The organism is Paenibacillus durus, assembly GCF_000756615.1.
Classification (GTDB): Bacteria; Bacillota; Bacilli; order Paenibacillales; family Paenibacillaceae; genus Paenibacillus_AQ; species Paenibacillus_AQ durus.
Genome location: NZ_CP009288.1, coordinates 3,908,648 through 3,921,278, shown reverse-complemented (window position 1 = coordinate 3,921,278; position 12,631 = coordinate 3,908,648). Strand labels below are relative to the sequence as shown.

At 51.8% G+C, this 12,631-nt stretch carries 17 protein-coding genes and 1 pseudogene; 17 read left to right on the top strand and 1 reads right to left on the bottom strand.

Annotation, left to right across the window (positions count from 1 at the left end; translation table 11 throughout):
• Positions 1-129 precede the first annotated feature (129 nt).
• The 12 genes and pseudogenes from PDUR_RS16750 to PDUR_RS16700 all read left to right on the top strand — a co-directional run bounded on the left by PDUR_RS16750 (position 130) and on the right by PDUR_RS16700 (position 8,081).
• Positions 130-726, top strand: coding sequence for an RNA polymerase sigma factor (locus PDUR_RS16750; RefSeq protein WP_042207299.1), 597 nt, complete (start codon positions 130-132; stop codon positions 724-726).
• On the top strand, positions 723-1,316 hold the full coding sequence (locus PDUR_RS16745; RefSeq protein ID WP_042207297.1) for an anti-sigma factor: 594 nt from the start codon (positions 723-725) through the stop codon (positions 1,314-1,316). The genes PDUR_RS16750 and PDUR_RS16745 overlap by 4 nt, the downstream gene beginning before the upstream one ends.
• A gap of 123 nt (positions 1,317-1,439) precedes the next feature.
• Positions 1,440-2,027: a histidine phosphatase family protein gene (locus PDUR_RS16740; protein ID WP_042207296.1), complete on the top strand. Its 588-nt coding sequence runs from the start codon at positions 1,440-1,442 to the stop codon at positions 2,025-2,027.
• Between the two features lie 91 nt (positions 2,028-2,118).
• A complete protein-coding gene (locus PDUR_RS16735; protein ID WP_042207295.1) occupies positions 2,119-3,207 on the top strand; it encodes a hypothetical protein in 1,089 nt (362 codons plus the stop codon).
• A pseudogene (locus PDUR_RS16730) lies at positions 3,195-3,573 on the top strand (gamma carbonic anhydrase family protein); the annotation flags it as partial. The gene PDUR_RS16735 and the pseudogene PDUR_RS16730, both read left to right, overlap by 13 nt.
• 19 nt (positions 3,574-3,592) lie before the next feature.
• Positions 3,593-3,772 carry an IDEAL domain-containing protein gene (locus PDUR_RS16725; RefSeq protein ID WP_036594344.1) on the top strand — a complete coding sequence of 60 codons (180 nt, stop codon included), beginning with the start codon at positions 3,593-3,595 and terminating at the stop codon, positions 3,770-3,772.
• 286 nt (positions 3,773-4,058) lie between these two features.
• Entirely contained in the window at positions 4,059-4,211 is a 153-nt protein-coding gene (locus tag PDUR_RS28810; RefSeq protein WP_156130479.1) for a hypothetical protein, read from the top strand.
• Between the two features lie 67 nt (positions 4,212-4,278).
• Positions 4,279-4,833 (top strand): QcrA and Rieske domain-containing protein, encoded by a 555-nt coding sequence (locus tag PDUR_RS16720; protein ID WP_042207294.1) that lies wholly within the window; start codon positions 4,279-4,281, stop codon positions 4,831-4,833.
• Between the two features lie 6 nt (positions 4,834-4,839).
• Positions 4,840-5,511, top strand: coding sequence for a menaquinol-cytochrome c reductase cytochrome b subunit (qcrB, locus tag PDUR_RS16715; RefSeq protein ID WP_042207293.1), 672 nt, complete (start codon positions 4,840-4,842; stop codon positions 5,509-5,511).
• A 31-nt stretch (positions 5,512-5,542) separates the two neighbouring features.
• Positions 5,543-6,418, top strand: a complete 876-nt coding sequence (locus PDUR_RS16710) for a menaquinol-cytochrome c reductase cytochrome b/c subunit (protein WP_042209438.1) — start codon at positions 5,543-5,545, stop codon at positions 6,416-6,418.
• 73 nt (positions 6,419-6,491) lie between these two features.
• Positions 6,492-7,124 (top strand): DUF1405 domain-containing protein, encoded by a 633-nt coding sequence (locus PDUR_RS16705; RefSeq protein ID WP_042207292.1) that lies wholly within the window; start codon positions 6,492-6,494, stop codon positions 7,122-7,124.
• Positions 7,125-7,190: 66 nt separating this feature from the next.
• Positions 7,191-8,081 (top strand): sporulation protein YpjB, encoded by an 891-nt coding sequence (locus PDUR_RS16700; protein WP_042207291.1) that lies wholly within the window; start codon positions 7,191-7,193, stop codon positions 8,079-8,081.
• Positions 8,082-8,691: 610 nt separating this feature from the next.
• On the opposite strand, the gene PDUR_RS16695 is transcribed toward PDUR_RS16700, so the two are convergent.
• Positions 8,692-9,561, bottom strand: a complete 870-nt coding sequence (locus PDUR_RS16695; protein ID WP_042207290.1) for a YitT family protein — start codon at positions 9,559-9,561, stop codon at positions 8,692-8,694.
• 174 nt (positions 9,562-9,735) lie between these two features.
• On the opposite strand from PDUR_RS16695, the gene PDUR_RS16690 reads away from it, so the two are divergent.
• From PDUR_RS16690 to bshB1, 5 genes are read left to right on the top strand one after another with little or no spacing between them, the layout of a single operon-like run.
• Positions 9,736-10,065, top strand: a complete 330-nt coding sequence (locus tag PDUR_RS16690) for a nucleotide pyrophosphohydrolase (RefSeq protein WP_042207289.1) — start codon at positions 9,736-9,738, stop codon at positions 10,063-10,065.
• A gap of 43 nt (positions 10,066-10,108) precedes the next feature.
• A complete protein-coding gene (locus tag PDUR_RS16685) occupies positions 10,109-10,630 on the top strand; it encodes a tetratricopeptide repeat protein (protein WP_042207287.1) in 522 nt (173 codons plus the stop codon).
• Between the two features lie 35 nt (positions 10,631-10,665).
• On the top strand, positions 10,666-11,469 hold the full coding sequence (gene dapB / locus PDUR_RS16680; protein WP_042207286.1) for a 4-hydroxy-tetrahydrodipicolinate reductase: 804 nt from the start codon (positions 10,666-10,668) through the stop codon (positions 11,467-11,469).
• A gap of 15 nt (positions 11,470-11,484) precedes the next feature.
• Positions 11,485-11,904, top strand: a complete 420-nt coding sequence (gene mgsA / locus PDUR_RS16675) for a methylglyoxal synthase (RefSeq protein ID WP_042207285.1) — start codon at positions 11,485-11,487, stop codon at positions 11,902-11,904.
• Positions 11,901-12,596, top strand: coding sequence for a bacillithiol biosynthesis deacetylase BshB1 (gene bshB1 / locus PDUR_RS16670; RefSeq protein WP_042207283.1), 696 nt, complete (start codon positions 11,901-11,903; stop codon positions 12,594-12,596). The genes mgsA and bshB1 overlap by 4 nt, the downstream gene beginning before the upstream one ends.
• The last annotated feature ends 35 nt before the right edge of the window (positions 12,597-12,631 follow it).

The window sequence follows — 12,631 nt, the reverse complement described above, 5'->3', positions numbered from 1 at the left end:
ATGAATATACATAGAAACCGGTATGAAAATCAGATTTTTTTCAGAAAGACCGCAACTTTTTTGGTCCTGTTCGGTAATAATGGGTACGAACGGGATATAACGCGCTATGGCGAGGAGGCAATGCCCACCATGACGGATTCCCAGTTAATCCAGCAAATCAAGCAAGGAAATACAGAACTTTATTCAGAACTCATGCGACGCTATCAACGCAAAATACTGGCATTTGTCTATCATATGTTGAAGAATTCCCAAATGGAGCTTATCGCCGAAGATCTCTGTTCGGAAACGTTTTACAAAGCCTTCCGCAGCCTTCATTCCTTTCGTGAGGTAGATGCGTCCTTTTCCACATGGCTGTACACCATCGCGCGCAATACCGTACTAAGCGAGCTTCGCAAGAACCGCGGGGGGAATGTATCGCTTGAAGAAAGCGGCTATACGCCGGTCGCTCCGCTGGAAGTGGCTCCTGAGCAGGCCGTACTGCGCAACGAGCGGATGAATCTTGTGCGTAAGGCCATCAACAATCTTCCGGAAAAACAGCGCTCCGCGCTGATTCTGCGGGAGTACGACCAAATGGATTATCAGGAGATCGCAACTATTCTTGACCAAAGCGTCAGCTCGGTCAAATCGCTGCTGTTCCGTGCGAGAAGCAGCGTTAAGCTTCAGCTTGAATCCTATTTTTACGAACCCGCTTACGAACAACACCTTGAGAGGATGAAAAGCCAATGAACTGCAGAGAAGCGCAGAATCTGATTCCGCTTCTTTGGGATGCTCCTCCCGGTAAACCGGAGCGAATTCGTCTATTGCAGCACATCTCGGGATGCTCCTACTGCGCAGCCGAATGGGAGATGTGGGAAGAAAGCAGCCGGCTGATCAAAGACATGAAGTCTGAGATGAGCGAGGAACGCGCCGAGGCCATTAATGCCCGGGTGATGGAACGGATTTATTTGGAAAGCCCCTGGCTGATGCCGGGGGACGGCAGGTCGGCCGGCAAGCCCAGTATCTTCCGGCGGCGGATCAGCTTGTGGATCGCCTGTTTTTTGGCGGTGTTCCTATGCAGCTTACTCTACTATACAATGGTGCAGACGCCGGGTAACACCACTATGGCGCAGAGCGGAATTATGCCGACCGGGATTGCCGGATCGTCAAACGACTGGCAGTCTGTCTATCCGGTCACTTCCGGAGGCAGCCAGATTATCGAGCCTCTTGTCGTAAGCATGGGGCCAACCCATCCGCAATACTGGATGCTGCTGTCGATGCTGGGTGTAGGTTTGTCCATCTTTTCGCTTGCCCGGCTTAACCGGTATCGCAGACATTGAAAGAGCTCTCTTAGATATTCAAGAGGGCTCTTTTGCTGCGTAGAAACGTCCAAACTTGGAGACATTTAAGCTCATCCATGTTACAGTAAGAAGAAATATACGGAAAAGGATGGGAGTTTACTTATGTTGATGGGCTTGATACGCCATGGCCAAACGGATTGGAATGCTGTCGGCAGGATTCAAGGGCAAAGTGATATCCCGCTTAACGGCGAAGGCCGCAGACAGGCGGAACTGCTCGCGGAGCGGCTTCTGCGCGAGCCATACCGCTGGGACTACTGCATCACCAGCAACCTTTCCCGTGCGGAAGAAACGGGGAGAATTATTGCCGGAAGACTAGGGCTTCCGCTCCTTGAGGCAGACGAGCGTATCAGAGAACGCGCCTACGGACAGGTAGAGGGGCTTACAGCCGCTGAGCGTGAAGCTAGATGGGGAAAGAACTGGAATCAGCAGGAATTCGGCCAAGAGAAGGATGAACAGCTTCAGGCGCGGGGGCTTGCTTTTATGGAGGACTTATCCGGGAAGCATCCGGACCGGAATGTGCTCGTTGTGTCGCATGGAGGGTTTCTCGCCCAGCTCTATATCGCGCTATATAAGGACAAATACACCCAGCGGATTGGCAATCTTTCCCTTACGATTCTGGAGAAGCAAGAGAAGGAATGGAACCCGCTCCTGTATAACTGTACCCGGCATATCCTGCAAAACCAGCGTTAACCCGATCGCCTTCGGGTTATTTTTTTTACGAAAAATGGAATAAAAAAAGCCATTCATCCCATAATGGTATTAAAACGGCGAGGCGATGAAGATGAATCTGGCGGATATGCTCAGCTTTGCGGACATGAGTCAGCTGACGGCCATAGCAGGCCGTTACCGGTGCGAATGTAAGCAAAATTCCAAGCATGACCTTATTCAGACCCTGCTCATAACGCTTGGAAGCAAAGACTTTATGGAAGCGCAATTGAGGGAATGCACACAAGACGATTTGCGGTTTCTGAATACCCTGCTGTTTGATGAAAGAAGCTATCTTACTCTTGAGGATTTGCTTGCCGCAGCGAGAGCGTCGTCATTCGAGACCCAGCCTGGAACAAATGGAGGCTATCGCGAGACGGTAACCCGGTTCAAAAACGGAGGGTGGCTCTTTAACGGTGCATCTCAGCATACCAAGTACTTGTTTCAAGTTCCGAAAGATCTTAAGGAACGCTTCCGTGACCGGATGGCGGCAAGGATTAAGGAAGGGCTGGAAATAAGCGGGGAACCGGGCGTGTACAGGGAGGAAGGCGAACTAGCCGCCGCCGATTTGCTGACCCTTCTGCGTTTTGTTTTGGAGAACGAGCCGGAATTGAATCTGGAAGGCGCGATGTACAGAAGATGCCAACAGCAGTTGATGAATGGCCTGCATATTTCCGAACCGCTTCTGACCAAAGGAGGCTGGAGGTTCGGCTACGGCAGAGCCTGCGAGCATTACCCGCCAAGGCTGGCCCTCCTGTACGATTATGCACGCCATCGGCGATGGATTGCGGAGGAAGGGCAGAGGCTTAAGCTGACGAGCTTAGGCGCGGCGGTTTTGGATGAAGCAAAATATGAATCCCTGTTGCAGATTTTCTCCTTTTGGTTAAGACTTTATAAAGGCGCAATTCCAAATCTTCCATCACTCGTATATTGGATCAGTGTCAGCGCTTACGATTGGGTGACAGTCAAATCTTTAAAAAATGCGCTGGGCTGGCTCATTAAGCCGTTTTATTACGACGATGCCGATTCGATTTTGGAAAAACGCATTCTGCGTATGATGTTGCATCTGGGAATGCTCAGAATGGGAGAAGGGGATGCAGGCCCTGTAATCAAAATGACTACATGGGGTATGGAAAGAGTGCAATCCAGGCAGTTTCTCCTATAAGCAAGGGGGAGCTGTGTAACGCCGGTATCTCACCAGGAGGCCATAGGTCATGTAGCCGAAGGATTGCCGCTTCTGATTGAGGACGACATATCGGTCGGACACGGGGCAATTGTCCATGGCTGCAGGATAGGCAAAGGAACATTAATAGGAATGGGCGCTATTGTATTGAACGGAGCAGAGATTGGTGAATATGCTTTAGTAGGAGCCGGTTCGATTGTAACCGAAAACAAAAAAATTCCCCCATACACCCTTTCCCTCGGATCTCCGGCCAAGGTAGTACGGGAATTGACGGACCAGGATCTGCTCCGGATGGCGCGCACGTCTGCCAGATATGTGGAGTTAGGGAAAGTATACGGATTAACATAAACAGCGGAGGTGTATTCGAATGGACAAAATGAAGGCAACCTATGAGGTGATGTTAGGGCTCGCGGCAGAAATGGTGTGGGACGAAGCGCTGCGCAAGCGCCGGTGCGCCATCTTGTACCGTGAGATTGACACGGCGCTGGCAATCGGCGACGAGGAAGCATTCCGAAACCTGACTGAAGAACTGAAAAGTTTAGCATAAATACATGAGGTGCGCTTAATGGCGCATCTTTTTTTGTGAAAACATTCTCGCTTACAGAATTTCCAAATGAGGGGGAGCCAGAATGAAATTCAGCGATTTCAACAGCGGCAGTTGGGAAGAGAGTGGCCATTATTATGATACTTGTTCTCATACCGTTCACAGGATTGACAGGACAGGAATCGCCGCCCCAGGCGGTGGAGAGATTGCGCGATTACATCGATAGGATTGGGCGATAATAAATGAAATATGTCATAATGTAAAATCCAGTAATTTCAGGTATGCCATCGTGCTGAATGCCGGGGGAACACTGACTGCCGCCGATGTATTTGAAAGCGATTTACTGATTGATATCAAAGGGTTTTTCGACGATAATAGCTTTAGGGGGATTGCGCTTGCAATTCAGGAAATACAAGAAATGTGGCTAAAAGATATGAAATAAAATTGTGACTAAAAATGGACAATTCATAATGAGCGCTTTCCCAAATCCGAAAGGGGGTAAACGCAAAATGAGCAGCCATGACGAGCATCCGGAAAAACCGGACTTGAAACCGCCCAGCCGAAAAGAGATGTCCCGCAGACAATTTCTGACCTATACGCTCGGAGGAGCCACCGCTTTTATGGGAGCGGGCGCCCTTCTGCCCATGATCCGTTTCGCCGTCGACCCGATACTACATAAGAAAGGCGCGGGTGATTTCATCAAGGTGGCGGAAGAATCCAAGATAACGGATGAGCCCCAGGAATTCACGTTTGAGCTGAAGCAGCAGGACGGATGGTACGCCAGCACAGCGACGCTGACCGCGTGGATCCGTAAAAACGAACAGGGAGAAATTTATGCGCTTTCACCGATCTGTAAGCATCTGGGCTGTACGGTCGGATGGAATAATAACAAAGCCACTCCGGATGAATTCCACTGTCCCTGCCACGGCGCGCGTTACACCAAAGAGGGCTTGAATTTGGCCGTTGCGCCGAAGCCGCTCGATCAGTACAAGACCAAAATCGAAAATGGCTGGGTATACCTCGGCGATATCGTGCCGAATACTGAGGCCGCCAAGGAGGCGTAACTGCCGATGTTTAAAAATATCTACAACTGGATTGACGAACGTCTGGATATTACGCCGATTTGGAGAGATGTGGCCGATCACGAGGTTCCTGAGCATGTAAACCCTGCGCATCATTTTTCCGCATTTGTATACTGCTTTGGCGGATTGACCTTTTTCATAACCGTTATTCAAATTCTGTCCGGCATGTTTCTGACAATGTACTACGTTCCCGACATTATCAACGCTTACGCCAGTGTTGAATACTTGCAGACCAAAGTCGCTTTCGGGCAAATCGTCCGCGGTATGCACCATTGGGGGGCCAGCCTTGTTATTGTCATGATGTTTCTGCATACGATGCGGGTATTCTTCACCGGTTCGTATAAGGCGCCGCGCGAGATGAACTGGGTGGTCGGGATGCTTATTTTTTTCGTGATGTTGGGGTTAGGGCTCACCGGATATTTGCTTCCGTGGGATAACAAGGCTTACTTCGCGACAAAAGTCACACTGGAGATCGCCAATTCGACGCCCGTATTGGGTCCGGTGCTCAAGGAGCTGATGCAGGGCGGCGACGTTGTCGGCGCAGAGACGCTGACGAGGTTCTTTGCTCTCCATGTATTCTTCCTGCCGGCGCTGCTGCTTATACTGCTCGTTGGACATTTCATCATGATTCGCAGACAAGGCATTTCCGGCCCGCTGTAACGGGCTGCATCCGAAGAGAGGAGGACTTATGGTGGCTCATGAAGACAACTCTAAGGAAAAAATAGTCTATGTCGGCGATTCCCGCGTCAGGCGGGGAGAAGGCTTTATCCCTCCTGCCGACTATACAGCTTACCCCGGGAAATCCGAGGCGTTCATCCCGAACTTTCTCCTCAAGGAATGGATGGTCGGCGTCGTGGTGCTCGTAGGCATTCTGGTGCTGACGATTTCGGAGCCCGCGCCGCTTGGCTTTCCCGCCAACGCCGGCGCGACGGTTATCCCGGTTCCCGACTGGTATTTCCTGTTCTTATATCAATATCTGAAGCTTCCCTATGCTTCCGGAGACTATATCGTGCTCGGGACGCTTGGGGTTACGGGCGTGGCTTTCGGTTCCCTGCTGCTGGCTCCTTTTTTGGATACAGGAAGAGAACGCAGATTTTACCGCAGACCGATCGCTTCCTCGCTGATGTTTCTGTCGCTCGCGGCGATTATCTACCTGACGAACACAGCCTGGACAGAGTATAAGCATGAAATGGCGGCTACCGGCCAGGTGCCTGAAGATGTGCAGCGTGAGGAAAAAGCCGCCGAGAACCGGGCAAAGGGGCTTCCGGCCGGCAGCGCCGCGCAGGCAAAAGAGATCGCTATCGTCGACAAGGATGATCCGGCTATGGCAGCCTTTCAGAAGGCCGGATGCGTGGCCTGCCACGCTGCTGATCTGAAGGGCGCGGCAGGACCGTCTCTACGGGGTGTCGGTGATACTCACGATAAGGCAGCCATTTTGACCATTATTAAAGAAGGTTACAATAATAAGATGCCACCCATGTATGATACAGCCATTAACGCGGGGTTAACCGATCAGGATATCAACCATTTGGCGGAGTGGCTTGCGAAACAAAAATCCGAACAGTAGAATAAAGGTAATATCGCATAACCTGATCGAATAGCTGCGGTCAGGTTTTTGTATGCTTTGGGGGAGACCGAACGTGTCGATTGTTGGAATGAAAATGGACAAGCTGCTGCAACACAGGGCCATAATTTGGCTCCTGCTGGCAGTCAATGTCCCGGGAACGATTTACGGATACATATGGTACGGCAATCAATTGGCCTATACGGCGGCTCATTACCCAAGCTGGCTTTTGCCTTTCGTGCCTGACAGCCCTACGGCAAGCTTGTTCTTCACACTGGCGCTTATTTTGCTGCTCTATCCGCCGAAGACCGCGGCAGGAATTTCGGTGAGAGCCTTGATCGAGGCGCTCGCGGTTGTAACTTCCGTTAAGTACGGCATCTGGGCGGTATCCATTATTGCAGCGGGAGGCTATCAGGGAGGACCGATCGTTTGGCAGGATTGGATGCTGATGATTTCGCACGCGGGAATGGCTGCGGAGGCGCTGCTGTACGCCCGGTTTTTTATTTGCCGAAAGATGATTCCGGCGGCTCTGCTGTGGACTCTTCTTAACGATACGGTCGATTATTCCTACGGCGTTTATCCTTGGCTTCCCAGGGCGCTTACGGACGATGTTCCGCAGGTCCGGAACTTTACCTTTCTGCTGACTCTCTTTAGCGCGGCGGCCGCTTGGCTCGCGTCCAAGGATGTATATCCAAGACGTGCCCAATAAAGAGAATATGACGTTCTAATCCTTGTCCCTAAGCCATACACATAAGGCAGGAGGGAGGGATGTCCCATGCTGCGCGGGAGGAATTGGATATTCATTACGCTGGTTGTACTGGTCTGCACGGCTGGATGGGATGCGTCAAGTGTGTCGGGTTACAGCGAGCTCGCTGCTAGCCAGTCGGATTCAAGCCGGGCTCAATCGCCGGCGGAGAGAACGCAGCCGCCGGTAACCGCCGAAGCGAATGCTCTTAAGCTGGAGCAGCAGGCGGAGACGCTGTACGGGTTAGTCACGGAAGGGAACATCAATAAAGCTAGGGAAACGATGGATGCGATTTCCAGACTGTTCGTGCAATCTTCTTTCGATGGACTCACATCTGTGGAAGGAATCAATGCGCTCTCGGGGGCGATTATTGATATGAAAGCCGCCGTGGCGGGAGTAAGCGTGCAGCAGGAGCGTTGGGAGACGTCTGCAGCAAGGCTGCGTCTAGCCGCCAATAGTCTGGCTCATCCCCGTCAGCCGATGTGGCTTCAATATTACAAGCTGATCCGCGAGGATCTGAACGATATGGAACAAAGCGCGGCCAAGAGTGATATGACAGGCTGGAGAACGGCGGTTGCCCGTATTCAGGAGCGTTATGATACGATCCGGCCTGCCGTCATTATTGCCCGCAAGCCGGAAGAAGTGAACCGGTTCGATGCTTGGCTGTCTTATGCCGCCGGGCTTATGTCAGGGAGCCGGCCGCCGGAAAGGGAAGAGCTCATGAATGCCGTCTCACACGGCAGGGAGGCCGCCAGAGTAATGTTCGGCAAGGAAAGGGATGAACCGGCGCTGTCCCTTCCGCTCGCTCCCCGGGAATACGGCTTGGCGGGATGGCTGGGCGCTGGATTTATCCTGGCTGCGCTGGCCTACACCGCTTATAGGAAATATCGAGGCGAAAGAAGCCGCTGGCAGCTTTTCTGAAAATGAATTTCTCAAAGAATGCATAATATTAGGAGGTGTCCCATAAGCCATAGTGAACTGTGGCCTTATTTGAGGACAGATAGAAAAAAAGGGGCGCCCTTTTATTTAGGCTGACCCGGGCGATCGCTTACGAAATGATAGACGGAGAACATCCCGATGCATTCCCGTCCGAGTTGAAGCGGGACAGTGCAGAAACCTGAAATCGTGCATCTTTGGGTCGCCCGAGAAGACCTGTTCTATAACGTGCCTGCAAAAATACACTCTTTTTCCCGTTCCGCCTCAAATTCAGTCAGCACAGCCTCAAATCCCTGCAGAAAGTGCAGGATTTCCCGGTGAATAAACGATTTGGATTAAAAAAAGCTGCATTTTAGCTGTTTTGCCAGATGCTGAACTATAATCGCACTCAACCCGATCCGTCCCCGACCTAATGTTGGAACCATTGTCCTGATTCCTACAACGGAAGCCGGCAAGCCTTTCGATATCCGAAAGACCTGCCGCTTCTTAACTTTTCTTTGCCATTCTGAATAGAGAAGGCGCTCTTGTCAAATAGGAATATCCCCTTTTGGGACAGCCCCTTTGCGCTTTGTAAAAACGGACGCTGCTGCAGGGTTCAGATTTCCCGGAAGCCCTCTCCCTGAACGTCGTGCACATCGCTGATAATGACAAATGCCCGCGGATCGACGGATTTGACCAGCCGGCTTAATTGCCGGATTTCCTGACGGGAAACAATGCAATATACCATATGCTTCGCCTGCTTGGAATAAGCGCCGATGGAAGGAATGAGGGTAACGCCCCGCTCCATTTCATTAGTAATCAGGTCGGCGATTTCCTCTCCGAAGTCGCTAATAATCGTAAAGGCTTTGGCGGCGTATGCCCCTTCCTGGATAAAATCGATCACTCGGGAAGCGATAAATACAGCGACCAGCGTATACAAAATTTTCTCTCTCGGGATGTAGATAAGGGATAATCCGATAATAACAACATCAGTTACCAATATGACCTGTCCCATGCTCCAGCCAAAGCGGCGGCCGAATATGCGGGCCACAATGTCGACGCCGCCGGTCGTACCGCCGAAGCGGAAGACGATGCCTAGTCCAAGGCCAAGGGTTACTCCCGCATAAAGAGAGGCCAGAATAAAGTCATGCTCTGTCTGAAAGGGGTCGAACCAGCCAAGGGCAATCATCCGCTCGAAGAGCCAAAGGAAGAACGACAGCGAGCCGATGCCGACGCCGGTGTAAGCGATTTGCCTTGCGCCAAGTTCTTTCCAGCCCAGCAGAAACAGCGGAAGGTTAAGCAGCAGGGTGGTAAGGAACACAGGAATGTCAAAGCCGTAATTCAGCAGAATGGTAATCCCTGTGACTCCTCCTTCCATGAGCTGATTGGGAATAATGAAATAAAGCAGTCCGAAAGCGTATACGGCAGTTCCCAGCATGATCGGAGCGACCGTCTTAATGGTTGAAGTCAGTTTCAAAGTGTTCATGGATTCCTCCGCAATGCCGTTTATTACGGCAGTTTTTCTTCCTTTACGGGAAAGTATACCTCTGATCAGGGGGTGAGATAATCAAAAAAGATTTGTCTTCAAAACGTCTTTACGATAACATAGTGGCAAACGAAAAGGCAATATGCGGCAGACCGAAAGGAGCGCCTTCAGGAAATGGAGAAAAGCCTCGCCGAAATACAGCGGGAAGTGGACGCTTATATAGGGCAGTTTAAAGAGGGTTATTTCAGTCCGCTCTCTATGCTTGCGCGCATGTCCGAGGAAGTGGGAGAGCTGGCGCGGGAAGTCAATCATTCCTTCGGGGAGAAGCCGAAAAAGGCGGACGAGCCGGAAAATTCCATCGAAATGGAACTGGGAGATATTCTGTTTATCACCGTTTGCTTCGCCAATTCACTCGGCATCGATTTGACGGAAGCCATGAACAAGGTCATGCATAAATTTAATACCCGGGACGCGGACCGCTGGACGAAAAAAAACACCGATTAAGCCCAGACGCATATGATGAAGCATATGACGGGGGGTGGTAGGCATGAGTCCCGGTGATTATGTCAAAGAGGCGTACCGTTGTATTCTGCGAAGCGATTTCGAAGAAGCGATAGTGTGCTTCGAAGCTGCGATTGCGGCCGATCCGAATGATCCGGAGGTCCGGTATCGCTGCTCAATCACTTACGCACGCAGCGGGAAGCTGGAAAAGGCGGCCGAACATGCCAGAGCCGCGGTGAAGCTTGACGGCGCGAAGCCGGATTACCGTCTGCATTTGCAGCACCTGCAAGCTATGCTGCATGTGCAGGAAGCCAAACGGTTGCTGGAGGAAGCTATCGGCTACAGGAGCAATCCCTACCGGCCGGTCACATTGCTGAAGGAGGCTGTGAAGCTTGACCCGCTTTATGGGGATGCTTATGTATGGCTGGCCATTGCTTACAGTCGAGTGAACGATCCTTTGGCGGCGATCGCAGCCATGAAAGAAGTTATTTTGCTTCATCCGGACGATGAAGGTTTGAAGGAATTAATGAAAGATCTGCAGAAATCACTGCAGAAGTATGTGCAGTAATCATCAGATGAATGAAAGCGGGGGCCATATCTAATATGAAAAATAAAATCAGAGTCATAGTTTCAGGAGCCGGTGGCCGGATGGGCAGAGAAGTCGTTAAGCTGGTTCTGCAGGATGAAGAGCTGACGCTTGCCGCCGCAGTGGATCATTCGTTGCATGATATTGATGCGGGCTTGCTGGTTGGCCTGCCGGAAGCGGGAGTAACCGTTACAACGGATCTCGATGCCGCGTTGTCTGCCGGAAGCGCAGATGTGCTGGTCGATTTTACGATACCGCAGTCCGCGTATTCCAACACGGTTGCGGCAATTAAATATGGTGTAAGGCCGGTTATCGGTACGACCGGCTTTACGCCTGAACAGATTAATGAATTGGACAAGCAGTGCCGGGAACAGGGAATCGGCGGACTGATCGCCCCGAATTTCTCGATTGGAGCGATCCTGATGATGAAGTTTGCGGCGCAGGCGGCCAAATATTTTCCCAACCTGGAAATTATTGAGTATCATGGAGACCAGAAGCTGGATGCGCCCTCAGGTACAGCTATCAAAACGGCTGAGCTGATTGCCGAGGCACGCGAGGAGGTACGTCAGGGTAATCCACAGGAGGAGGAAACCATCGAAGGCGCTCGAGGCGGCTACTATAACGGTTTCCGGATTCACAGCGTGCGGCTTCCGGGTGTATTTGCGCAGCAGGAGGTTGTCTTCGGCAGCTTCGGCCAGACGCTGAAGATCCGCCACGATTCCTATGAGCGTTCGGGGTATATGCCTGGGGTCAAGCTGGGGATCGAAAAAGTTATGGGATATACTGGTATGATATACGGATTTGATCACTTTATCGAATAAACGGGGGAGAAACCGATGAAGATTGCATTTATTGCGCATGACCGCAAGAAAGATGAAATGGTTAATTTTGTAACCGCTTATGAGGATGTGTTTCAGGGGCATGAAATGTACTCGACCGGTACAACCGGCCAGCGTATTATGGAAGCGACAAGCTTAAGAATTCACCGCTTCATGTCGGGCCCTCTCGGCGGGGACCAGCAGATTGGCGCTCTTGTGGCGCAGGACGAGCTGGACCTGATTATTTTTCTCCGCGATCCGCTGATGGCGCAGCCGCATGAACCGGATATTTCGGCTCTGCTGCGGTTATGCGACGTGTACGGGATTCCGGTGGCCACTAATATAGCGACTGCGGAAATTTTGGTCAAGGCGATCGACCGCGGCGATTTCGCCTGGCGGGACCTGGTGCACAAGTACAAGCCGGGTATTGAAGAATGAAGCTCGATATTCTCGTATTCGGAGCCCACGCCGACGATGCGGAGATCGGCATGGCCGGAACGATTGCCAAGCATACGACAGCCGGCCTTAAGGTGGGGCTCTGCGATCTGACCGCAGCGGAAATGTCCTCCAACGGTACGGTGGAGAGCCGCAAAGAGGAAGCGGCCCGGGCCGCAGGCCTGCTTGGCGCTTCGTCGCGCACCAATTTGGGGCTGCCCGACCGGGGATTGCGCCTGACCGAGGATCAAATTGCGGCGGTAACGGCGGAGATCCGCCGCTGCTCGCCGGATATCGTGTTCGCTCCCTACTGGGAAGACCGCCATCCCGACCATGTAGCCTGCAGCAGGCTCGTGGAGGAGGCGGTTTTTAATGCGAAGCTTCGCCGGTATATGCCGTCGCTTCCGGCGGTGAAGGCGCCGCAGCTTTATTTTTACTTCATCAACGATTTGGGGCGCACAGATCTTATCGTTGACGTGACGGATCATTACGGACTGAAGGAATCTGCCTTGTCATGCTATATTTCCCAATTTCAGAAATTACCAGGAGAAGATATTGTGGCAACACCGCTGAACGACGGCTATATCGAACGCGTCCGTTCCAGAGATATGCTGGTCGGACAGCGCAGGGGATTTGCTTATGCCGAAGGTTTTGCTTCAAAAGTTCCCTATGCGGTTGATTTGTTCAAGAGATAAGATGGATACGTGGCGGGTGTTTGCACAGCGGATGC

Bases quoted from the DNA above. Each gene is read 5' to 3' on its own strand.
- PDUR_RS16750 (WP_042207299.1), top strand. From the start codon at position 130: ATGACGGATTCCCAGTTAATCCAGCAAATCAAGCAAGGAAATACAGAA.
- PDUR_RS16745 (WP_042207297.1), top strand. From the start codon at position 723: ATGAACTGCAGAGAAGCGCAGAATCTGATTCCGCTTCTTTGGGATGCT.
- PDUR_RS16740 (WP_042207296.1), top strand. From the start codon at position 1,440: ATGTTGATGGGCTTGATACGCCATGGCCAAACGGATTGGAATGCTGTC.
- PDUR_RS16735 (WP_042207295.1), top strand. From the start codon at position 2,119: ATGAATCTGGCGGATATGCTCAGCTTTGCGGACATGAGTCAGCTGACG.
- PDUR_RS16725 (WP_036594344.1), top strand. From the start codon at position 3,593: ATGGACAAAATGAAGGCAACCTATGAGGTGATGTTAGGGCTCGCGGCA.
- PDUR_RS16720 (WP_042207294.1), top strand. From the start codon at position 4,279: ATGAGCAGCCATGACGAGCATCCGGAAAAACCGGACTTGAAACCGCCC.
- qcrB (WP_042207293.1), top strand. From the start codon at position 4,840: ATGTTTAAAAATATCTACAACTGGATTGACGAACGTCTGGATATTACG.
- PDUR_RS16700 (WP_042207291.1), top strand. From the start codon at position 7,191: ATGCTGCGCGGGAGGAATTGGATATTCATTACGCTGGTTGTACTGGTC.
- PDUR_RS16695 (WP_042207290.1), bottom strand. From the start codon at position 9,561: ATGAACACTTTGAAACTGACTTCAACCATTAAGACGGTCGCTCCGATC.
- PDUR_RS16690 (WP_042207289.1), top strand. From the start codon at position 9,736: ATGGAGAAAAGCCTCGCCGAAATACAGCGGGAAGTGGACGCTTATATA.
- PDUR_RS16685 (WP_042207287.1), top strand. From the start codon at position 10,109: ATGAGTCCCGGTGATTATGTCAAAGAGGCGTACCGTTGTATTCTGCGA.
- dapB (WP_042207286.1), top strand. From the start codon at position 10,666: ATGAAAAATAAAATCAGAGTCATAGTTTCAGGAGCCGGTGGCCGGATG.
- mgsA (WP_042207285.1), top strand. From the start codon at position 11,485: ATGAAGATTGCATTTATTGCGCATGACCGCAAGAAAGATGAAATGGTT.
- bshB1 (WP_042207283.1), top strand. From the start codon at position 11,901: ATGAAGCTCGATATTCTCGTATTCGGAGCCCACGCCGACGATGCGGAG.